23 protein-coding genes are annotated in these 20,446 nt (G+C 39.8%); 1 reads left to right on the top strand and 22 read right to left on the bottom strand.

Annotation, left to right across the window (positions count from 1 at the left end):
- Position 1 precedes the first annotated feature (1 nt).
- From MLC35_RS10130 to MLC35_RS10175, 10 genes are all read right to left on the bottom strand, one after another.
- On the bottom strand, positions 2 to 1,264 hold the full coding sequence (locus MLC35_RS10130) for a homoserine dehydrogenase (RefSeq protein ID WP_434580402.1): 1,263 nt from the start codon (positions 1,262 to 1,264) through the stop codon (positions 2 to 4).
- The gene (locus MLC35_RS10135; protein WP_151899492.1) at positions 1,264 to 2,496 is read right to left on the bottom strand and encodes an LL-diaminopimelate aminotransferase; all 1,233 of its coding nucleotides are present in this window, start codon (positions 2,494 to 2,496) and stop codon (positions 1,264 to 1,266) included. The genes MLC35_RS10130 and MLC35_RS10135 overlap by 1 nt, the downstream gene beginning before the upstream one ends.
- Positions 2,497 to 2,570: 74 nt before the next feature.
- Positions 2,571 to 3,404, bottom strand: a complete 834-nt coding sequence (locus MLC35_RS10140) for a hypothetical protein (RefSeq protein WP_434636860.1) — start codon at positions 3,402 to 3,404, stop codon at positions 2,571 to 2,573.
- On the bottom strand, positions 3,398 to 4,180 hold the full coding sequence (locus MLC35_RS10145) for a hypothetical protein (protein ID WP_434636862.1): 783 nt from the start codon (positions 4,178 to 4,180) through the stop codon (positions 3,398 to 3,400). The genes MLC35_RS10140 and MLC35_RS10145 overlap by 7 nt, the downstream gene beginning before the upstream one ends.
- On the bottom strand, positions 4,170 to 4,856 hold the full coding sequence (gene rlmB / locus MLC35_RS10150; protein WP_151899489.1) for a 23S rRNA (guanosine(2251)-2'-O)-methyltransferase RlmB: 687 nt from the start codon (positions 4,854 to 4,856) through the stop codon (positions 4,170 to 4,172). The genes MLC35_RS10145 and rlmB overlap by 11 nt, the downstream gene beginning before the upstream one ends.
- A gap of 48 nt (positions 4,857 to 4,904) precedes the next feature.
- Entirely contained in the window at positions 4,905 to 5,714 is an 810-nt protein-coding gene (rsmI, locus tag MLC35_RS10155) for a 16S rRNA (cytidine(1402)-2'-O)-methyltransferase (protein WP_151899488.1), read from the bottom strand.
- Positions 5,715 to 5,723: 9 nt separating this feature from the next.
- A complete protein-coding gene (gene rpmE / locus MLC35_RS10160; protein WP_151899487.1) occupies positions 5,724 to 5,924 on the bottom strand; it encodes a 50S ribosomal protein L31 in 201 nt (66 codons plus the stop codon).
- Between the two features lie 112 nt (positions 5,925 to 6,036).
- Complete coding sequence (locus MLC35_RS10165; protein ID WP_434636865.1) at positions 6,037 to 7,716, bottom strand: sensor domain-containing diguanylate cyclase; 1,680 nt, start codon at positions 7,714 to 7,716, stop codon at positions 6,037 to 6,039.
- Positions 7,717 to 7,739: 23 nt separating this feature from the next.
- Complete coding sequence (locus MLC35_RS10170) at positions 7,740 to 8,411, bottom strand: 16S rRNA (uracil(1498)-N(3))-methyltransferase (protein ID WP_434636867.1); 672 nt, start codon at positions 8,409 to 8,411, stop codon at positions 7,740 to 7,742.
- Between the two features lies 1 nt (position 8,412).
- Positions 8,413 to 8,808 (bottom strand): hypothetical protein, encoded by a 396-nt coding sequence (locus tag MLC35_RS10175; RefSeq protein ID WP_346389666.1) that lies wholly within the window; start codon positions 8,806 to 8,808, stop codon positions 8,413 to 8,415.
- 78 nt (positions 8,809 to 8,886) lie between these two features.
- Between MLC35_RS10175 and MLC35_RS10180 the strand changes: the two genes are divergently transcribed.
- On the top strand, positions 8,887 to 10,098 hold the full coding sequence (locus MLC35_RS10180) for a molybdopterin molybdotransferase MoeA (RefSeq protein WP_434636869.1): 1,212 nt from the start codon (positions 8,887 to 8,889) through the stop codon (positions 10,096 to 10,098).
- Positions 10,099 to 10,108: 10 nt separating this feature from the next.
- Here MLC35_RS10180 and MLC35_RS10185 read toward each other — a convergent pair whose 3' ends face one another.
- The 12 genes from MLC35_RS10185 to petA all read right to left on the bottom strand — a co-directional run bounded on the left by MLC35_RS10185 (position 10,109) and on the right by petA (position 20,423).
- Complete coding sequence (locus MLC35_RS10185) at positions 10,109 to 10,459, bottom strand: metal-sulfur cluster assembly factor (protein ID WP_346389668.1); 351 nt, start codon at positions 10,457 to 10,459, stop codon at positions 10,109 to 10,111.
- Positions 10,456 to 10,833 (bottom strand): SufE family protein, encoded by a 378-nt coding sequence (locus MLC35_RS10190; RefSeq protein WP_434636871.1) that lies wholly within the window; start codon positions 10,831 to 10,833, stop codon positions 10,456 to 10,458. Before MLC35_RS10190 ends, MLC35_RS10185 begins: the two co-directional genes overlap by 4 nt.
- Before the next feature lie 41 nt (positions 10,834 to 10,874).
- Positions 10,875 to 12,107, bottom strand: coding sequence for a SufD family Fe-S cluster assembly protein (locus MLC35_RS10195; RefSeq protein ID WP_434636873.1), 1,233 nt, complete (start codon positions 12,105 to 12,107; stop codon positions 10,875 to 10,877).
- A 1-nt stretch (position 12,108) separates the two neighbouring features.
- On the bottom strand, positions 12,109 to 12,852 hold the full coding sequence (gene sufC, locus MLC35_RS10200) for a Fe-S cluster assembly ATPase SufC (protein WP_151899480.1): 744 nt from the start codon (positions 12,850 to 12,852) through the stop codon (positions 12,109 to 12,111).
- Between the two features lie 5 nt (positions 12,853 to 12,857).
- A complete protein-coding gene (gene sufB, locus MLC35_RS10205; RefSeq protein WP_151899479.1) occupies positions 12,858 to 14,291 on the bottom strand; it encodes a Fe-S cluster assembly protein SufB in 1,434 nt (477 codons plus the stop codon).
- 91 nt (positions 14,292 to 14,382) lie between these two features.
- Positions 14,383 to 14,964 (bottom strand): 6-pyruvoyl trahydropterin synthase family protein, encoded by a 582-nt coding sequence (locus MLC35_RS10210; protein WP_151899478.1) that lies wholly within the window; start codon positions 14,962 to 14,964, stop codon positions 14,383 to 14,385.
- A 240-nt stretch (positions 14,965 to 15,204) separates the two neighbouring features.
- Positions 15,205 to 15,963 (bottom strand): 7-carboxy-7-deazaguanine synthase QueE, encoded by a 759-nt coding sequence (locus MLC35_RS10215; protein WP_346389672.1) that lies wholly within the window; start codon positions 15,961 to 15,963, stop codon positions 15,205 to 15,207.
- A complete protein-coding gene (moaA, locus tag MLC35_RS10220; protein WP_346389673.1) occupies positions 15,960 to 16,925 on the bottom strand; it encodes a GTP 3',8-cyclase MoaA in 966 nt (321 codons plus the stop codon). Before moaA ends, MLC35_RS10215 begins: the two co-directional genes overlap by 4 nt.
- A gap of 54 nt (positions 16,926 to 16,979) precedes the next feature.
- On the bottom strand, positions 16,980 to 17,444 hold the full coding sequence (locus MLC35_RS10225; RefSeq protein WP_346389674.1) for an RDD family protein: 465 nt from the start codon (positions 17,442 to 17,444) through the stop codon (positions 16,980 to 16,982).
- A gap of 234 nt (positions 17,445 to 17,678) precedes the next feature.
- Positions 17,679 to 18,647, bottom strand: coding sequence for a c-type cytochrome (locus MLC35_RS10230; protein ID WP_151899474.1), 969 nt, complete (start codon positions 18,645 to 18,647; stop codon positions 17,679 to 17,681).
- A gap of 10 nt (positions 18,648 to 18,657) precedes the next feature.
- Entirely contained in the window at positions 18,658 to 19,872 is a 1,215-nt protein-coding gene (locus MLC35_RS10235; protein WP_151899473.1) for a cytochrome b, read from the bottom strand.
- 14 nt (positions 19,873 to 19,886) lie between these two features.
- Positions 19,887 to 20,423, bottom strand: coding sequence for a ubiquinol-cytochrome c reductase iron-sulfur subunit (gene petA, locus MLC35_RS10240; RefSeq protein WP_151899472.1), 537 nt, complete (start codon positions 20,421 to 20,423; stop codon positions 19,887 to 19,889).
- Between the last annotated feature and the right edge of the window lie 23 nt (positions 20,424 to 20,446).

Genomic DNA, 20,446 nt, shown 5'->3' on the forward strand with positions numbered 1-20,446 from the left:
GTTACACTATCCTGATCATAGAAGGTTTTGCATTTATAAAATCAAGTGCTTCAAGTTCGCGGATCATATTTTGTATATCTTTTTCCACGGCTGTATGTGTTGATATCAACAGGTTTGCACTTTCATTGTCACTTGGACGCTGCAGCATTGTTTCTATAGAGATATTGTGTGTTTCAAATATTTTTGTCAGTCTTGCCAAAACACCGGTTCTGTCTGAGACATTGACTCTCAAATAGTATTTGGACTCGATTTTTTCCGTTGGTTTGAGTGTCAGCTGATTGCCTTCCATCGGTCGGTTAAATCCAAGCATCGGCGTCGATTTTCCGCTTCTTGCTATATCTATGATGTTTGCCACAACTGCCGAAGCCGTTGCATCGCCGCCTGCACCCGGACCGTAGTAGAGTGTTTCGCCGACTTTGTCACCGACAACAGAGATGCCGTTCATCACGCCGTCTATTTTTGCTATCATCTCTTCTTGTTTAATCAAACAGGCATGTACTCGCAACTCAACTTCATTTTTGTCTTTTTTTGCAATCCCTAAAAGTTTGATGGCATAACCGAACTCTTTGGCAAATGCAATATCGTCCTGCGTCACATTTTCAATGCCCTCAATCAGAATATCCTCGGGTTTTGCATCAATGCCGTAAGCAATGGAAGCCAAAATAAGCAGCTTGTGCGCAGCATCATATCCGCCCACATCAAACGTCGGATCAGCTTCGGCATAGCCGAGTTCCTGAGACTCTTTTAAAATGTCATCGTATGCCACACCCTCATTCGTCATCTTTGTCATCATATAGTTACATGTACCGTTCATAATTCCCATGATTGATTCTATATGATTTGCAGACAAACCGTCACGAAGTGCCGTTATGATTGGAATACCACCGGCAACACTCGCTTCAAATTCAAAGGCTTTGTCTTTTGCAATCTCCTGCAATTCATAACGATGGTATGCCAGCAGCGCTTTGTTTGCAGTTACAACAGACTTACCGGCTTTGAGTGCGCGTTTTACCACTTCAAATGCCTCTTCTACTCCGCCCATCAATTCTACGACAATGTCTATTTCTTCATCATTTAAAATATCATCTACATTATCTGTTAATACAATGTCCAGACCCCGCTCTTTTTTGAGATTTTTCACGACACCGCTTTTGACGACAATATCAACACCCGCACGGGCAGAAATCACATCCGCATTCTCTTTTAAAATCTGGGCTACACTTGTTCCGACTGTTCCGACACCGATTATTCCGACTTTTATCATTACTTTTTACTCTCTTTTTTACAGCCGTCAAACTGTTTTAAAAATTCTTTAATATTTCTTGCCGCCTGACGAATTCTGTTGTCATTTTCAATGAGTGCTATACGAACATAGCCTTCACCGTATTCTCCAAAACCGATTCCCGGAGCCACGGCAACACCTGCTTCAATCAACAGTCGTTTTGAAAATTCCAAAGAACCGAGATGTGCGACACACTCAGGAATTTTTGCCCAGGAAAACATTGTTGCCTCATTCTTTTGTATATGCCAGCCTGCACGCCCGAATGCTTCTATGAGCACCTCCTGGCGGTGATTGTATTTTTGGGTAATTTCGCTCACACAGGTCTGGTCCCCGTTCAGTGCAACCGTCGCCGCCACCTGAATAGGCGTAAACATACCGTAATCCAGCCATGATTTGATTTTTTGCAAGGCGCCTATGAGTTTTTTGTTTCCTACAAAGAAACCTACACGCCAGCCTGCCATATTGTACGATTTTGAAAGCGTAAACGACTCGACTGCCACATCTTTTGCACCCTCTACGCTCATAATAGAAGGTGTTTTATAGCCGTCAAAGGTAATGTCACCGTAGGCAATATCGGAAATCACATAAAATCTTTTCTCTTTTGCCATCGCAACCAAACGTTCATAAAACTCAGGCGTAACCGTTGCTGTTGTCGGATTGTGCGGAAAATTGACCAAAACATATTTTGGTTTCGGGGAGCTCTCTTTGAAAACCTTTTCCAGACTCTCAAAAAAGTGATCTTCATTCACCCGGTAATGCTCATCAAACTCTATACCGAATTTGATAACATTGCCTCCGGCCAAAATAAAAGAGTATTCGTGAATCGGGTAGGTAGGATCAGGTACAACCGCCACATCTCCTATGTTTGTAATGGCATAGGTAAGGTGTGCATACCCCTCTTTGGAACCCATTGTCGCCACACACTCTGTTTCAGGATCAAGCTTGCAGTCATAACGGCGTTCATACCAGTCTGCAATTGCTTTGAGGAGTTTCGGAATCCCTTTTGAAGAAGAGTATCCGTGTGTTTTTGTCTTTTGGGCTGATTCGACAAGTTTGTTTCGTATATGCTCCGGCGTCGGTCCGTCAGGATTTCCCATAGAAAAATCTATCACATCTTTACCGGCACGGCGTTCTGCCATTTTTATATCATTAACTTCCGCAAATACATACTTTGGAAGTCTCTCAACTCTATTAAAATTAAACTCATCAAACATTGTTTACCCTATAACATGAAATATTTAGTGCTATTTTAGCGAAAAATTATTAGAATAAAGTTACGGTCTGTAAATTATCTTTTGCCCTTTGGATATAAAACAAGAGAATCTTTGACATTTTTGAGTGTATGCATATCCGATATTTTGATATATTTCGCATTTTTGGGCATGATAAGTGTCAGTTTTTTATAAATTTTATTTTTTTTAAAAAGTTTTAAAAGATGCAAAGAGGCATCATAATAAGCAATATACGGATACCATCTGTTTCTTCTTGAACTTTTGATCGTCAGACTTCTGATCTTTGAAATATCAAGCCAGTGGGCATACAAAGAGCGCTTTAGTTTCATCTCTTCGCCTGTATGCAGCTGAGCGACATTGAGATATCCGTTGCTTATGTCAATGGTGTATGTCCACTCTTTCAAAGAATTTTTTTCTACGTCTATTATATTACAACCGCTTTTTTGCAGTTCGTTTTGCAGTATCAAAGGGTCGGTTGCATACTCTGATGTGAGATTGATACTCCAGGAAAATTCTGAACTGTCAAAATTTGATGCTGTTGTCACATATCTGAAATAGCCTAGGTTTTGCAGCGTGTCTTCCATAATTTTTACAAAAAAGAGAGGATACCCGCTTGTTTTAAAATTGAGCCGAAAATCCTGTGGTGAACGAAAAAAAAGATTTAACAGACCATTGTCTTTGAGTGTCTGTATGACCTTCACCGCATTGACCCTGTCTTTGACATAAAAAGAGGATTTCGGTTCAAAAATCACATTGATAAAATCTTTGTTTGTCTCATAGGATTTCTCACCTAAAAAGCTTTTAATTTTCACATCCAATGGGTCTTGTGTTATATCAGCACAATTTGCAAAACCAAAAAAGAGTGCCATGAGAACAAAGACTTTTACCATGCACTACCTCTGTTGAGTCTTTTAAATTCCTCAAAAGTCAACTCCTTCACTGCACCCTCTTTATACAGGAGTCTTAATGTTTTTTTCGAATTAAATTTCTTTTTCTCTGTATCCGTGACAATATCTATGTAGCCATGCCCAAAAATCAAAAGCCACTCTTTGTCTGGATCAAGATCAAACTCTCCCGTAAATGTCTTTTGATATTTCTTGTTTGTTGCAACATCAATATAACCCATCCAGACTTTTGATCTTGCAATAATTTTAAAACTTTTCTCTACGGCTTTTTCTTTTTTTATTGCAGTTTCCTGTGTCGTGTTTGCATCTTTGAGTGTCTTGTTTTCATCTTTTTTCTGACTGACATTTGTATCAACAGATAAAATCTGAATATTGCTTTGTTTTGGAGGAGGAGTCTTTATCTCTTTATCTGTATATTCCACTGTATAATACAAAGCAGCAAGCAGAGCAACCATTGTAAGTAAAATATATAAAAGTGTGAAGTTTTTCTTTTTTTTCGGTGCTATAAAAATCCCGTCTTCAGTGGTTGTCTCAACAGGATTTTTTTCATTATAGTAGGCAGTTCCGGCATTTTTCAATTCACTCAAATCAATGTTGTACTCTCTTTGAAGTATCGAAATAAACCCAATAAACTGAATTTTGTTCAAACCGTCAAAACTTGCATGCAAAATTGCCTGTATATGTCCTACCGGTATGTGTGTATCTTCATAAATTTTCTGTGCGCCGATATCTTTTAATTTTTGCAACCCGTCATTGTTCATATCTCATCCTGTCCATTAAAATAGCTCCGGCAACACTTACATTCAGTGAATCAAAATCATGTGCCATTTTTATACTGACTATATTGTCTAACTTCGCGCTTACTCTTGCGGTCAGACCTTCTCCTTCATTGCCCAGGACTAAAAGCCTTTTTTTCGCAATTTTTGCTTCTCTGATATCAATACCGCCCATATCAGCACCATAGCTGACAAAACCGGACATCTTAAAATCATTCAATAAATTATGTATGTTATTTTCAACAGCCAAAGGCATATCAAAAAGTGCACCGGTACTTGTACGGAGCAATGGTTCAACAGCAAGATGTTTGATCCCGCTGACAATAATCGCATCCACACCCAAGGCATAAGCACTTCGTACAATGGCGCCAATATTGCCGACATCTGTGAGCCCTGCCAAAACAACTACAAACTCTTTGTCTAAAAATGTCTGGTAATTATGGAGTTTGTAATCTTCAACTTCAGCCAAAAATCCCTGGTGATTGGCATTTTTACTCATTTTAACGGCTGCTTCATTTGGAATGCGTTTAATTGCAAAATCCATTTTCATAAGGCGGGAGTACTCTTTTTTCTCAAGTTCTTTTGCAAGATACAGAGTCTTTATTTTTTGCGGATAGTTGTTGATAAGATAATATATTGGTTGTTTGGCATAAATTAACATGAGAGTATTTTATCCAAAAAAGTGTTTATTTAAAATTTTTTCATAAATTTACATTAATCTTTGATAGATCTCTTTTGTATTTTCACCTGTAATTTTACTGATAAGTTTTGCCTGCACTTTTTTAGGCAAGTCCAGTGCCAGTATATCGTTTTCACTAACGGCAGAACTGTTTTGTTCATTGGCTGCCTGAATCACCACAACCCATTCGCCACGAAAATTTCCATCAAGTTTTACAACTATTTCAGCTGCAGTGCCACGCAGGTATCTTTGATATTTCTTACTCAGCTCTTTACACAGAAATATTTCTCTTTCAGGTGCTTCTTTTGCAATTTCTAAAAGCAGTTTTTCCAAACGGTGGGGGGACTCATATAAAACTGTTGTATAGCCACTGTGCAAAGCACGCTGCAAACCTTCACTGCGACTGCTTCCTTTATGGTCCAAAAATCCTAAAAACAGCATTTTTGTTTCACAAAATCCACTGGCAACAAAAGCAGTAAGCACGGCATTGGCACCAGGAAGCACATCATAGGAAATATCATGTTCCAGACAATAGGCAACCAAGGCCTGTCCGGGATCACTCACACCGGGCATGCCGGCATCACTGACATAGACAATATTTTGCTCAAAAAAAGAGGGAGAAAGTTTTTCAACAAAACTTTGTTCATTATGAGAATGCAGAGCAATAAACTTTTGGTTCTCTTTAAATTCTGTATTATAGCGTTCTTTAAGAATATGGATGAGTTTTTTGGTAACGCGGGTGTCTTCGCATAAAAGTGTATCGGCATTTCTCAGAGCATCAATCGCTCTGAGTGAAATATCGCCGATGTTTCCAATCGGAGTTGGAACAAGAGTCAGCAAGTTAAAAAATTATTTTTTATTGTAACGTGCGTTAAATTTCTCGATACGACCAGCCGTATCAACCATACGCTCTTCGCCTGTAAAGAACGGGTGACATTCATTACAAATATCAATTCTCATTTCCGGCTTTTGGCTTTTTGTTACAAAACTATTTCCACATGCACATGTTACAGTACAGTCAACTAACTGAGGGTGAATACCTTTTTTCATCTTTTTACCTTTTGATACTCGTCGAAGTACGAATATCTATATATTTTTTAAATCCGTATGGGGGCAGATTTTCTGAATGGAATTATAACCAAATTTTTTCTTAATACAAAATTTATCCGATGATATACTGATTTCTTCCATTCTCCTTTGCTCTGTAGAGTGCATTGTCTACACGTTTAAAGAGTGCATCCTCATCATCTCCCTCACAGTAAAGCGTTAATCCGAAGGAGAGCGTCACCTTTGGCACCGGAGTAAAAGATTCCTGAAGCATCTTTTTCTGAATCTTCTGTGCTACTTTTTCCAAAGCTTCTACTTTGGCGTTTTTCACAATAATAATAAATTCTTCGCCGCCCCATCGTGCAACGAAATCATCCTCACGTACATTTTTCAGCAAAATTTGTGCAATTTTTTTCAAGACATGATCTCCGACATCGTGTCCGTAATTGTCATTGACCAGTTTAAAAAAGTCTATATCAATCATCATCATGCCAAACACTTCGCCATACCGTTTTGCACTTTTTATCTTCTTTGTAACTATACGGATATACTCCTGTCGGTTATACAAGGCAGTCAGAGGATCATGAATGGTCAGGGTTTCCAACTCCTGGGATGTCATCTTGACCAGATGGGTTAATGATTTTTTTATAGAGTCAAAAGTATGCTTTGGTGCAAAACTTTTTTTCTCGCACTCTGTATAGTCTGATTCTGACAAGAAGAGCGCTGTTGTTGTGACATTTAACAACTCTGCCATCTCAGAAGATTGAAAAAATTCACCAAAAGTAAAAAAACCGCCTGTCGGTGCAATGGCTTCCAAAACACCCAGTTCATCTTCGAGTTTTTCTCCTAAAAGTGCTTTTCGTGCGACACAGGAATATATAAAGATTGTTTCTGCGCAGTGCCGGCTCAAAGCACCGTAAAGTTCATCAAGATGATCTGTCAAATCTTCAATGTCGGCAAAACTAAACCGCACAACATCGCCTACTTCAAATCTGCCTGCATACTGCAAAAAGCCCTCTTGCGTCACAGCAATAGGATCCCGCGCTACAGTAATGTCTCCTTTTTTCAGCAACAACGGAAAAGGAGCACATGCTTCAGGAATTTTTTCCAAAATATGCTTGCCAAGGTATCTCTTGTATATGTCCAAAACAGGGATTCCGTCAAGTTCATACAAAACTGTCTCTTGTGCTTTTGTCACTATCATCTCTTTGCCGATAGGGGTCCAGGCAAGAATATAATCACTCTTGGCATGCAGTTCCTCACCGCTTAATGTTGCTATCACACATCCGTTATCACTGTAATTTTTCTCGTCAAAAACAAATGTTTTTTGAAAAAGTTCATCACCGGCTCTTCCTCCTGCAATGACAATATCTGGCATGGTCCTGTGAATATTTTCTATCAATGCTTCAGCGTTACTTTTAAATCCGTCACTGAAAATTATCATCGCTTTTGTATTTTCCCGTACCAGCGCTTTTTGCATCATTGCAACATTAAAATCATCTTCAAAAGAGTAAAGTCTCGAAGCGACTGTACTCTTTTTAAAGAGACTCAAAGAGAGCACAACTTCTTTGTCATACATGACAGCATTCGCTATGCCGCCGGCCGTTGTGGTACCGATGATATTTGCATAGGGGAGTTCTTTTTTGATAAACTGTGCAAGAGAGAGACAGAACTCTTCCTCTGTAATCCCGCTCAATACCTGAACAAGAAGTGCCTTTTCCTCTTTCAGTTTATACTTTTTTACAAATTTTTGAAATGTTTTTTCATCTTTATAAATTATATTATAACTCTTCATTCAAAAATTATATCACGCTTCTCTTAAAGCAATATTTTGCTTGCAACTGCTAAAACTGCACTCTCAGAACGAAGAATCATAGGTGTATCCAGCCGGAACACTTCCTGATTTTTCAAAAACTCTTTTTCTTTGGCTGAAAACCCGCCCTCACAGCCTATCAGTACTGTTGTAAAATCACTCTCATACTCCAGTATTTTGTCTGTAAAATCAAAAACTTTTGTATCCGGATTTTCTTTGATAAATGTTTCAAGCCCTTTACATGTAGCAAATTCCATAAACTCTGTACGCCCGCACTGCTGATTTGAAGCCTGCAAAATCCGTTCAAACCGCTTGAAATCAGGCTTAAAGTTTTTCTGACTGCGCTCGCAGTAGATGAAAGTAATCTTTTTCACCCCTGTTTCGTTCAGACTTGCCAGTACTTTTTCAACAGACCTGTTGTCAATGACACACCAGCCGATATGCAGCTCTTTTTCTGCTTTGACTCTCAGGATTTCTGAAGAAATACGCTCAAACACTGCCGTTCTTGGTTCGATTTTCTGCAACCTGTATATATGCAGCCTCTCTATATCTTCTTTATTGCGAAAACCCAGTTCGTCACCGACTTTGTGGCGGCGTACTTTTATAAGATATTTAAAATCTTCGCTCTTTACATGTAAAGAGTCTTTGCCTGCTTCTGCATTGAAAAGATATACCATTTTACAAAAACCACATCCACAGTGACATCAAAAGCACCAAAACAAATTCTGCCTGCAAAATTGTTCTTGCAAACGGTTTGTATGCGTTAAAAGCATGCTCTTTTTTCGTACTCAGATATTTCAGGGCTTTTAACCTTTTTGTTTCCAAAACAATCAATACAACACCTAAAAAAATCATAGCAATATTTTCTATACTGAAGTGCAGGTGCTTTGCCGCCATCATCACTATACCGGTAAACAAAAGCGAACCAAGTATTGTCATTGTCAAAGGTGTCAAATACAAAGAGTTGACCCTTTTGTATCTGGCAAGCTCCTGAGAACTTATCAGAAAAAAAAGATTTACAAAAATCATCACTAAAATTGCAACCGCAGACCAACTATGTAGGCTTAAACCCATATTATACATTTCATTCATAACGAAATTATATTATAATATGTCCATTAAACAAAGAGTCTGCACAAAGGATATACTATTATGACTGTAAGCATTGAAAAAGCACTCGAACTGATTTATACAAATACGAAACGAAAATCGCTCAAAATACTGCCCATTGAAGAAGCTTTGGGCTATGTACTTGCCGAAAATATTACAGCAACACACAATCTCCCGCCTTATGACAATTCCGCGATGGACGGGTATGCGGTAAAGATAGAAGACTCTGACAAATGTGTTACGGTGTCTTGTACAATTTTTGCAGGGGATGATTTTCAGGGTGAACTCAGACACGGAGAAGCCATCAAAATCATGACAGGAGCAAGAATTCCGCTTGGAACCCAGTGTATCGTACCGGTTGAAGATACACAGGAGTGCCAAAACGGTGTCAAACTTCCCGACAATCTTGTCATCTCAAAGCATATCCGTCTCAGCGGTGAAGATATCAAAAAAGAGACTCTCTTGCTCTGTGTCGGTGACAAAATCGATGCGCATCAGATTACACTGCTCGCATCCCAGGGCATCAGCCATGTCAAAGTGTACAAAAAGCCCCGTGTCGCTCTGTTTGCTTCAGGGAATGAACTGAAAATGCACTTTGAGCAGATTACAGAGTATCAACTCTACAATACAAATACACCGACTCTCCTCTCCCGTGTCAAAGAACTCGGCTGTGAAGTGGAGTTTATCGGTACTGCCGCAGATACCCTCGAAGATATTCATACACACATAAGGAGTGCACTTGACTGTGATTTTATCATTACAAGCGGCGGAGTAAGTGTCGGAGATGCCGACTTTACAAAAGAGGCGTTTGGCGCCTTCGGGTATGAAATTCTTTTTGACAAAGTAGCCATCAAACCTGGAAAACCGACTACTTTTGGAAAAATCGGAAACAAAGTCATCTTGAATCTGCCTGGAAATCCGCTCGCAGCAGCTCTAAATTTTGAGCTTTTCGGAAGAAGCATTATTTATGCAATGAGCGGACAAAAAGACAAATACATCAACCCCATTATTGCCAAAATGAAAAATGATGTCACACTGCGCGCAGGAAGAAGAACAGTCATTCCCGGCTATTTTGACGGTGAATATTTTACGGTTTGTGAGCAGTATGCTCCGGGAATGATTTCTCCTCTCGCAGAGGCGAACAGTTTTATCATCACTGATGAAAACTGTACAGAAATTCCAAAAGAAACCCCGGTAAAGACAATCAGTACAAAGTTCAGCTTCTGCAGTGCAGACTTTATACCTTTAAGTTAGCAGCGTAATTTTACAGCATCCCCATAGCAAGTTTTGCCTCTTCGCTCATCTTGCTTTGATCCCATGGCGGATCATACACCACCTCAACATCAAGTTCTTCAACAGAACCGTCTTCTATCGTATTGGCAATATTTTTCACCATATCTATAATGACCTGGCTCATCGAACAGGTTGGTGCGGTAAGCGTCATGACAACTTTGCATCTGTTTAATTTGCTCACCGGATCTTTTTCACACTTGACATCATAAATCAGACCAAGATTATAAATATCTACCGGAAGTTCAGGATCATATATCTTCTTTAACTCTTCAATAACCCGTGCTTCACTCTCCTTAGGCGTCACATCTCTTATATCACTCATACCACTTCCTCTTTGCATCTTTTTGCATAAGCATAGACTTTGTTTAAAAAAGCCTCTAAACTCTGTTGACGAACAGGGGAAAGGTGCTCGACTATTCCCAGTTTTTCAAGCTCTTTGGGATCAAAGGCAAGAATATCATCCACCTCCTGTCCGCTGAAAATATCTAAAAGCAGACTCAGCATTCCCTTTGCCATTTCACTGCTGCCCTCACCTCTTAAAACAAGCTTACCATCTTTACACTCACCGACAAGCCAGGCAGGAGAAGAACAGCCTTCTATAAATGTTGCTTCATTTTTTTCTTCTTCAGGCAAGACAGTGTGTTTTTTTCCCAAATCAAAAATATATTCAAACTTTTCGTTTGGTGTTTCAAACATCTCCAGATCTTCTTTGTAATAATTTACTTTGTCCCTAACACTCACAACTCTTCTCCAAACACAGTCTCACAGCAGTGATGGCAGGTGGCTATACACTCCAACTGTCCATGACCGTAATAAACCTTTTCAAAAGAGAGGTGCACATTTTCTCTTGTTTTCTCATCTTCTATCGCATCAATGATTTCATTTGCAAAAGCCAAAATCAACATTTTTCTGGCCTCTTCAAGCATAATACCCCGTGAGCGGAGATAAAAAAGCTGTTGTGCATCAAGCTCCCCTATCGTTGAACCGTGACTGGCTTCCACATCATCTATATAAATTTCCAACTGTGGTTTACTCGCCATGTAGGCCCCGTCATTGAGTAAAACGGCCTGGGAGTTTTGGTAGGCTTTTGTACCGCTCCCTTCTGCTTTGATTTTAATGAGCGCATCAAAAATTCCCCGTCCGCTCTCTCCTAAAATTGTTTTTGCTTTTTGGGAACTTTGTGCATCTTTTGCAGCATGCACAATCTGCGAAACCGTGCCTCTTTTGCTCTCTCCCTTTGTATATAAAAGATGATGTGCCCTGAAATCACTTGAGTGCATCAGTTTTGCCTGTATTAACTGAAGCCCGTCGGCATTGCCAAAATCAAAACTGAAAAAGTCTGCACTGCTTTGTTCTGCCAGCTCTATATAATGCGAATGGACCGGTGTATAGATACCCTCAACGAGTGTTTCATCTTTTATAAAAGTGAATCGCGTATCTCTTTGAAGACGGATATCACAGCCGTAGAGCACCAAACTCTCTTTTGCATCACAGCCTATAAAAGATTCAGAAAGTGTCACTTTTATATTTGGTGCAGTCTGCACAACTACCCTGTAGGCAATAAGCGCATTTTCCTGGGTATATCTGTGTAAAATCTTTATGCTGCTGTCATTTTCAAAATTGATTTCAATGACTTCCAAAGAGAGCAGATGCCCAAGATAATAGAGCGGGTCAAAATGCTCTTCAGCAATAGTGCGCCTCTTTGTATAGCCGATTTTCAAGCCCTTTGGCGCACGTACTACAACACCGTCAACTATCTCCACAAAATCGGCTTCTTCAATTTCAGACTCTTTTTTTGCGATTGCTCTGTACTCTGCATTGAGGAGTTTTTCAATAGGAAAATACCGGTACTGCTCTGTTTTTTTCGTAGGCAGTCCGAGTAGTTGCAGACGGGATGCCGCAGCTGCTGTTTCTTGTGAGACCACAGAAGAAAGGTTTGCTAAAATATTGGCCAAAACTATCTGTTTCATTTTAAAACTCCTCAAGAGTTGTATATCCCTTCTCTTCCAACTCTGCCACAAGTTCAGGACCCGCAGTTTTAACAATTCTGCCGTCTTTGAGCACATGCACATAGTCAGGTTTCACATACTCAAGAATTCTGCTGTAATGTGTGATAATCAAAAAGGTTCTTTTCTCATCTCTGATTTTGTTAATCCCCTCACTTACTGCCCGCAGAGCATCAATATCAAGTCCGGAATCAATCTCATCCAAAATAATAAAATCAGGTTCAAGCATCAGCATCTGCAGTGTTTCGTTTCGTTTTTTCTCGCCGCCCGAAAAACCCTCGTTGAGTGAACGGGTAATGAGCTCAGGTTTCATTCCGAGTTCCGTTGCCAGACGCTTTGCTTCGCGTAAAAATTCTGCAGCGTTAAGCTCTTCTTTGCCTTCAAACTTTCTTTTTGCATTCACCGCTGTTCGTAAAAAATAGGCATTGCTCACACCCGGAATCTCTACAGGATTTTGAAAACTTAAAAATATACCTTTGAGCGCACGCATTTCCGGTGCTTCTTCAACAATACTTTCTCCTTTGTAAACAATATCGCCCTCACCGACACTGATATCATAATGCCCGACAATGGCTTTGGAGAGTGTCGACTTCCCTGCACCGTTTGGCCCCATAATGACATGAACTTTCCCTGTTTCGAGTGAAAGATTCAATCCTTTTAAAATATTTTTTTCACCTATATTTGCATGCAAATTTTTTATTTCCATCATTGTACTCATCCTACACTTCCCTCCAATGTTAATTCTAAGAGCGCTTTGGCTTCTACCGCGTACTCCATCGGCAGTTGGTTAAACACCTCTTTACAAAATCCGTGTACTATCATGCTCACAGCATCCTCTTCGCTGATACCCCGTTGACGCAGATAAAAAAGCTGTTCGTCGCTGATTTTTGTTGTTGTTGCCTCATGTTCAACCTTGGCATGGGCACTTTTGTTCTCCAAATAAGGAAATGTATGTGCCCCGCACTCGCTTCCTATAAGCAGAGAATCACATTCGCTTCGATTGTGTGCGCCTTCAGCTTTGGCCGCCATTTTGACTAGTCCGCGATAACTGTTCTGTCCCCGCATCGCAGAAATTCCTTTTGAGATGATGGTAGAACTTGTATTTTTTCCCAGGTGAATCATCTTTGTTCCTGTATCTGCCTGCTGTGCAAGCGTTGTCACGGCAACTGAATAAAATTCACCCACACTGTTGTCTCCCTGCAAAATACAGCTTGGATACTTCCAGGTGATGACGGAACCGGTCTCCACCTGCGTCCAGGAAATTTTCGCATTGTCTCCCTTGCAAAGACCGCGTTTGGTAACAAAGTTGTAAATGCCGCCTTTGCCCTCTTTGTCACCGGGATACCAGTTTTGAATGGTAGAATATTTGATTTCCGCATCCCTCATCGCAATCAGTTCCACAACAGCGGCATGCAGCTGTGAATCATCCCGCATTGGTGCGGAACAGCCTTCATTGTAGCTTACATAACTTCCTTCGTCTGCAACAATCAGTGTTCTCTCAAACTGTCCTGTGTTGAGTGCATTGATACGAAAGTAGGTACTCAACTCCATCGGACAGCGAACCCCTTTTGGAATGTAGACAAAGGTGCCGTCTGTAAAAACAGCAGCATTCAGGGCTGCATAATAGTTGTCATTCATCGGTACGACACTGAACATATACTTTTTAACAAGTTCAGGATAATCCTGCAGGGCCTCAGAAATAGAACAAAAGATAATCCCGTGCTTTTTCAACTCCTCAGAAAATGTGGTTTTTACAGAAACAGAATCCACAACGGCATCTACGGCAATCCCCTGCAGCTGTTTTTGTTCATCCAAAGGAATGCCGAGTTTTTTATAGGCTTCAAGAATTTTTGGATCAACTTCATCAAGAGAATTTGCTCCCTTTTTTGGAGCCGAAAAATAAGAAATTGATTGGTAGTCTATAGGTTCGTAAGTTACATGTGCCCAGTGGGGCTCTTGCATTTTCTGCCATTTTTCAAGAGCATTTAAGCGCCACTGCGTCATCCACTCCGGTTCATTTTTCTTTTGGGAAATGAAACGAACGGTTGTTTCATTTAACCCGGGAGGCAGTGTGTCCTGTTCTATATCTATCTCAAATCCGAGTTTATACTCGCCCGAGACAGCTTTGTTAATCTCTTCCTGTGCCATATCTCTTCTCCTTTTATACCAAAAGAACAGTGTTTTATATTTTTGTTTGCTTTAAGTATAGCACTCTATTATTAAAAAATATTAAGAGGGCTCAGACACTTGCAGGATTTAAAAAAGTTTCTCCTCTTTTTATCTTTTCAAATAGGTCTTTATCTTTAAAATCCTCTAAAACCTGCACAGAAAAAACAATCTCTTCAAGCTTGATTTCACCCATGTTTTTTGAGTGGGCATCTTCACGAAAACATTGTGCATAACCTGTGGCGGTTTCATGCACTATGACGCTCTCAAGGCGTACTTCTTTTTCTCCGTTTTGTGTTGATGTAAGCGACAAAAGTCTCTCTATCATTACAAAAATGACGCGTGAAAACTGCTCTGCAGAAGGCGACACAGGCAGTTGGACCCAGCGCGCAGAGTGTTTTTTCATATCACGGACAAACTCCGGATCATCATCACGCCACAGAGCAATCGCATGATCAAAACTCTCCACGAGATCTTTCATGTTTTGCTTCATCAGTCCAAAATCATAGACCATCTGTCCGTTATCCAAAAAGTTGGATGCAAAAAGCAGTTCCACTTTGTAAGAGTGCCCGTGAATCGAACTTCTGCATTTTACAGTTGAGCATCCCCGTACAATATGTGCATTTTCAAATTTAAAAAGTTTTCTGATAATCATGATAAATCCCTCTTGTTCACCTATTTTTAAAGACACAAAGCCGGCACTGAAGTACCGGTTCCAAGAAAGCATTAGTTTTCTTAACTTAATAGTGTTGTCGGAACCGGTACTTCAGTGCCGGCTGTTGCAATAGCCTTGCCACTCTCAGCCCGGACTGCAGAAAAAAATTTAATTTTCTCTCAAATCATGTTTGAGCATTAAAGTACGGATTCCGACAAAACATATGAAACTGCCTTGATGCTATACACCTTTGTTGGCATCCCAGATTCTTATGTGCAGTCTGTCACTGAAATTGTACCCCTTTGCCTTGCAGAACTCTATCAGCGGTTCGGTATTTTCTTCCAACTCTTTTTTGCTTCCTGCTACAGGCATACAGTAAACCTTGGTCTGAGGGGAATGCATGGTGACGCTTTGTATCTCCTCTTCCAGAGCTATATTTATAGACTCTTTGTCAATGGAAAATTTAAAAAAAGCATCTTTTGCATTTGCGGCAATATTGTAAATCACATCACCGCGCAGACGTTTACTCAGGGATTCTCCAGAATTAAAAAGCTTCACTGACAGAGCGAACACACACTCTTTGTATACAGGATATTTTTCAAAATCAACCGCTAAAGAACCGTTTGTTTCAAAAGTTATCTGATGTCCCTTTGCCACCAGGGCTTCCAAAAAAGCAACAAAGAGTGTATCGTTGGCATAAATCAGAGGCTCACCGCCTGTCAAAACAATGTCTACCGCTTCGGGCAAATCATACAAAGAGAGAATATTGAGCAGTTCTTCTACTTTATAAACAGGTACCCAACTCTGTAAAAAATGCTCTTTATTGACGGCATAAACAGTATCACAGCCGACAACTTCTGTACCGTCATTTGCTGTCTCTTTACACCCGAAACCTTCGCACTTCATATTGCAGCCGCCGAAACGGAAAAAAAGAGAAGGCGTGCCTACATACTTGCCCTCCCCCTGAATAGAGTAAAAATGCTCAACGAGGTAGATCATCCACCCGTCTCATAAAAAGCCCGGTTGGAAACTTCATCATCTTCTCCGCCCCAGCGATTCTTTTCCGGTTTTGTACGCACAACCTCTTTTAAAACAGCTGCCGCCCCTTTGATATCACCCTTTTTAATCGACTCCGCAATGCTCATTGCCTCATCAAAATACAGGCACGGTATCAGATTACCCTCGGCAGTCAGTCTTATACGGTTGCACTGCTTGCAAAAATCATCTCCGTAGGGTTCAATAATACCAAACCGGTATCCGTCTTTCATTCTGTAATAATGCGATGGCGAGGCACCGTCAAAACCTTCATCTTCAAATTCATATTTTTCTCTGAGAATTTCCAGAAGCTCTGATGATTTCAGCCCTGAAATATCCGCTTTGGCAAATTTGTTTTCCATATACTCTATAAAACGCACACTCATATTACGCTCTTTGCAATACTCCAGCACATCCACAATCTCATCAGCATTCATGTTTTTCATAGGTACCATGTTTACTTTGACTTTCAGCCCTACTTTGAGTGCTTCATCCACGCCTTCAAGTACATTTTTCAAAACATCTTTTCCCGCTATAGCCTGTGCCACTTCCGGTTTAAGAGTATCAATACTGACATTAATGCGTTTAAGCCCTGCATCTTTAAGCCGCTGTGCCGTGCCTTTGAGCAAAAAAGCATTGGTTGTCATTGCCAAATCTATCGCAGGTTCATAATCATAAATCATTTGAATAAATTTGTCCAGATCTTCGCGCAAAAGCGGTTCTCCGCCTGTAATGCGAATCTTTTTCACACCCTCGTCAATAGCCACTTTCATAAATTCAAACAGCTCTTCAAAGCTCAATAAGTTTTCTTTTGGAACCCATGAAAACGGTTTTTCGGGCATACAGTACTGACATCTAAAATTACATCGTTCGGTTACAGAAACTCTTAAATAATCTACCACTCTGTCATAGCTATCAATAAGCATTATATTTCCTAATTTTAATTCTTGTCATTATATCTTTTAGAGTTGATGCACTTCTTAATCAACTTCAATTTCTACAGTTGCGCATATTATATCATGCAATGCTTTTTTGTCTTTTCTGTAAAATGGAATTGCTAATCCTAAAAGAATTGTTGCAGAAAACAAAAAAGCTGTAAAACGGCACAAAGCCCGAAAAAATCCTATATTTTTATATGTTTTATCGTCAACTACTTTAATTTTATAGGCTTTTTTTCCCGGAGTCTGTCCAAATTTTGCCAGAAGAACGGCGTAAATCAATCCATATGTTGCTACCCCGAAAAATGGTGCCCATTGCGAAGACTGAAATGCTTCTTTGCTTCCCATCACAATATAAGCAATAATATATAAAATAGGTGCATATATCATAAACAAGTCGGTAATGAGTGCTTTTATTCTATCCGGATAACGCGCATAGCGTATGTGAGGTCTCTTTTGTTGTTGTTTTTGATGTTTTGTGTTTTTTTTGATATCTCTAAATCTCATAAAAAAGATTATATCAAAGCTTAACTTTAGGAGGGGTAATAGCGCAGTGTTATTAAGTGAAAAAAATTAATACTTTTTCGGAACCTGTACTTCAGTACCGGCTATTGCAATATTTTTGCCACTCTCAGCCCGCACTGAAGTACGGGTTCCCAAAAGTCGCTTAACTTAATAACATTGATTGTAATAGCCAGGGAATGGGTTCCCACACAAAGTATGGAAACCCAAAGAAAAAGACTAGTGCAAGTCTCTCCACACTTCTTTTTTCCAAAGAATAGCAAATATTGCAAAGATAATAATATATATCATAACATATTTACCGATTTCTTCTCTTTTGTGACGTTTGGAATCTCCGACATTTTCAAGATGCTCAATCACTTTATCAGCAGCTTCTGCAGTCACACCTACACGAGGCATCGCAGTTCCTTTAAGATACGCTTGAGGATCTTCAACAAAAGTTTTGATGTAGTGCTCTCCGCGAGAACGGATATACATACTTAAATCCGGTGGCAAGGTACCGAGATATTTTGTTAAAGCGTCTTGATAATCAAGCACTTTTGTTTCAAATGCCAACTCATCCTGTTTGTGTTTGAATGTCGGTTTTTCTCCGATTTGTGTCCACGGTGCATGAAGCTTTCCGTCTAAATTATACTGATAATGAATTGCATGACATCGTCCACAAGCAACTTCAAATGCCATATTTGGCGTTAATTTCTCTTGCGGTACTGCAATTGACTGTAAGTAGGCAACCATGTCAGCCACTTCCTGATCCATATCTCCGCCGGCTCCGTAGAACTGTGGCATCGGATAAGATTTACCGCTTTTTTCATTGTATTTATGCTCAAGCATTAAAGCATGTGCAGGGTTTTTAATGAGTGCTGCTAAAAATTTAGCATCGAAAACAACCCCTGCATTTGATAAATCCGGTGGGTTTACACCGTAGCTTTGTGCTGCAGTTACAGGATCCATCGGAGCCGGCATACCGGCAACCTCAATACTGTGACAACCAACACAGGCACCTGCACCCATGACCAGGTCTTTTCCACGTGCAGCATCACCTTTTTTTGTCAATGCCGGTAAATCTTTGTATGTAAACCCTTCACTTTCTATGTGTTTGTGCATTTGCGAATGTGCAAACGGTTCAACCAAATAGTATGTCACAAGAGTAAATACAGTTACGACCACTAATATAAATAATTCTTTCACTGTTTACTCCTTAAACTTTTTTTTCAAATTTTGTGATAAATGGAAGTATAATCCATAAACCGATAAACGTTATAGCCGCGTAAAAACCGATAGCGCTAAATACACCTTCTGGCGGAACTTTACCCATTGCCGTCAGTATAATCATGTCAATCAACATTGCCCAGAACCAGTATTTGAACAGACCTCGACGTGACGCAGGCACTGCATTTGGGCTTCTGTCTAAAAATGGTAACAGAAAGAAAATTACCTGTGCAAAAGCAAATGCAATCAGTCCGACATCTGTTGAAAATGGACGTAAAATCTCATAAGACCATAAGAAATACCACTCAGGATAAATATGCGCAGGCGTCTTCAGACCGTTTGCAGGGTCAAAGTTTACAGGGTCCATTGCAAAATCATAATGATAAAAGACAAGATAAAAGAAAAGAATGAGGAAAATTCCCACAACCATCATATCTTTTGCCAAAAAGTCATTCATAAAACGAATTACTTTTGAATTTGCTTTGTCGCCGGCCAAATATTTTTTCGCTTCAGCATCAAAGTCAATCTCTTCACCGTCCTGGTTGTTTACATGTGGAATACGAAGCGCACCGAAGTGTAATCCGATAAGACCGATAATTGCCAAAGGAATCAACAATACATGTAACATAAAGAAACGATTTAAAAATGCTTGAGCAGGAATATAATCTCCGCGTATCCACTCAACTAAGCCATCAGCATGTAAACTACCACCAGCAAAAAGATTTGTAATAACCATACCAGCCCAATAAGACATTTGACCCCATGGGAGCATGTATCCTGAAAATGCTTCTGCTGAAAACGCAACAAATAAAAGCATCCCTGAAATCCAAATCATTTCACGACCGTTCTTATATGAACCGTAATATATCCCTGTGAACATATGAATGTAGATTATCAGGAACACTACAGATGCCGCTACACCGTGAACATGTCTCCATAACCAACCGTAACCGACTTCCTGCATTATCGTGTAGTTTACACTGTCAAATGCCAAATCAATATTCGGTTGATAATACATCAGTAAAAAGATACCCGATATCAATAACAGTCCGAATGTAATCGCAAGTATCATACCCATTGCCCATAAAAAGTTAATATTTTTAGGAATCCAATACTCCGTAGCTAAAACACGGTTAAGCGTATCAATCGCAAGTCGTTGATTAAGCCAATCGTGCAAATTTTTTGCTTTTGTAAAATGTGCCATTTATCTTCCTTTGCTTATGCTTTTAATGTTATGCCATTTTCAAGCATCTTCTTATATTCAGGTCCTTCTTCACCTAAAACCAGTTTGTCTCCATCAATTTTAAATGGAGGAATATCAAGCCCACGCGGTGGCGGAGCTTTTGTCACCTCCCCTGTAAAGTCATACATACCACCATGACATGCACACAAAAAGCTTTTTTCGTCAGGATTGTACCCAGGGATACAACCAAGATGTGTACAAAGACCAAGACATACTAAAAAGTAATCATTTCCAATTTTAATAAGTCTCTCTAAATCTTTAGGATTTTTTTCTGCTTTTTTAACCATCTCTGCAGTTTGCTTTAAAACGAAAATAGGCTTCCCTCTCCATTTTTCTGTTACCAACTCATTCTCTTTATACTGCGACATATCAAGAGTAGTAAATCCGGCTGCTTTGACGCTCGGTAAAGGATCCCATGATCTCTTCATCGCGTACAATGAAGCGACAGCACCCACACCGGCAACAGCACCAAACGCTTTGCCCATAAAACCTCTACGGCTATTATTTTTCATGTTTTCTCTCTTCTTTATTCAAT

This window comes from Sulfurimonas sp. NW7, from assembly GCF_051132265.1.
GTDB lineage: Bacteria > Campylobacterota > Campylobacteria > Campylobacterales > Sulfurimonadaceae > Sulfurimonas > Sulfurimonas hydrogeniphila.

Bases quoted from the DNA above. Each gene is read 5' to 3' on its own strand.
- MLC35_RS10130 (WP_434580402.1), bottom strand. From the start codon at position 1,264: ATGATAAAAGTCGGAATAATCGGTGTCGGAACAGTCGGAACAAGTGTA.
- MLC35_RS10135 (WP_151899492.1), bottom strand. From the start codon at position 2,496: ATGTTTGATGAGTTTAATTTTAATAGAGTTGAGAGACTTCCAAAGTAT.
- MLC35_RS10140 (WP_434636860.1), bottom strand. From the start codon at position 3,404: ATGGTAAAAGTCTTTGTTCTCATGGCACTCTTTTTTGGTTTTGCAAAT.
- MLC35_RS10145 (WP_434636862.1), bottom strand. From the start codon at position 4,180: ATGAACAATGACGGGTTGCAAAAATTAAAAGATATCGGCGCACAGAAA.
- rlmB (WP_151899489.1), bottom strand. From the start codon at position 4,856: ATGTTAATTTATGCCAAACAACCAATATATTATCTTATCAACAACTAT.
- rpmE (WP_151899487.1), bottom strand. From the start codon at position 5,924: ATGAAAAAAGGTATTCACCCTCAGTTAGTTGACTGTACTGTAACATGT.
- MLC35_RS10165 (WP_434636865.1), bottom strand. From the start codon at position 7,716: ATGAAGAGTTATAATATAATTTATAAAGATGAAAAAACATTTCAAAAA.
- MLC35_RS10170 (WP_434636867.1), bottom strand. From the start codon at position 8,411: ATGGTATATCTTTTCAATGCAGAAGCAGGCAAAGACTCTTTACATGTA.
- MLC35_RS10175 (WP_346389666.1), bottom strand. From the start codon at position 8,808: ATGGGTTTAAGCCTACATAGTTGGTCTGCGGTTGCAATTTTAGTGATG.
- MLC35_RS10180 (WP_434636869.1), top strand. From the start codon at position 8,887: ATGACTGTAAGCATTGAAAAAGCACTCGAACTGATTTATACAAATACG.
- MLC35_RS10185 (WP_346389668.1), bottom strand. From the start codon at position 10,459: ATGAGTGATATAAGAGATGTGACGCCTAAGGAGAGTGAAGCACGGGTT.
- MLC35_RS10190 (WP_434636871.1), bottom strand. From the start codon at position 10,833: ATGTTTGAAACACCAAACGAAAAGTTTGAATATATTTTTGATTTGGGA.
- MLC35_RS10195 (WP_434636873.1), bottom strand. From the start codon at position 12,107: ATGAAACAGATAGTTTTGGCCAATATTTTAGCAAACCTTTCTTCTGTG.
- sufC (WP_151899480.1), bottom strand. From the start codon at position 12,852: ATGATGGAAATAAAAAATTTGCATGCAAATATAGGTGAAAAAAATATT.
- sufB (WP_151899479.1), bottom strand. From the start codon at position 14,291: ATGGCACAGGAAGAGATTAACAAAGCTGTCTCGGGCGAGTATAAACTC.
- MLC35_RS10210 (WP_151899478.1), bottom strand. From the start codon at position 14,964: ATGATTATCAGAAAACTTTTTAAATTTGAAAATGCACATATTGTACGG.
- MLC35_RS10215 (WP_346389672.1), bottom strand. From the start codon at position 15,963: ATGATCTACCTCGTTGAGCATTTTTACTCTATTCAGGGGGAGGGCAAG.
- moaA (WP_346389673.1), bottom strand. From the start codon at position 16,925: ATGCTTATTGATAGCTATGACAGAGTGGTAGATTATTTAAGAGTTTCT.
- MLC35_RS10225 (WP_346389674.1), bottom strand. From the start codon at position 17,444: ATGAGATTTAGAGATATCAAAAAAAACACAAAACATCAAAAACAACAA.
- MLC35_RS10235 (WP_151899473.1), bottom strand. From the start codon at position 19,872: ATGGCACATTTTACAAAAGCAAAAAATTTGCACGATTGGCTTAATCAA.
- petA (WP_151899472.1), bottom strand. From the start codon at position 20,423: ATGAAAAATAATAGCCGTAGAGGTTTTATGGGCAAAGCGTTTGGTGCT.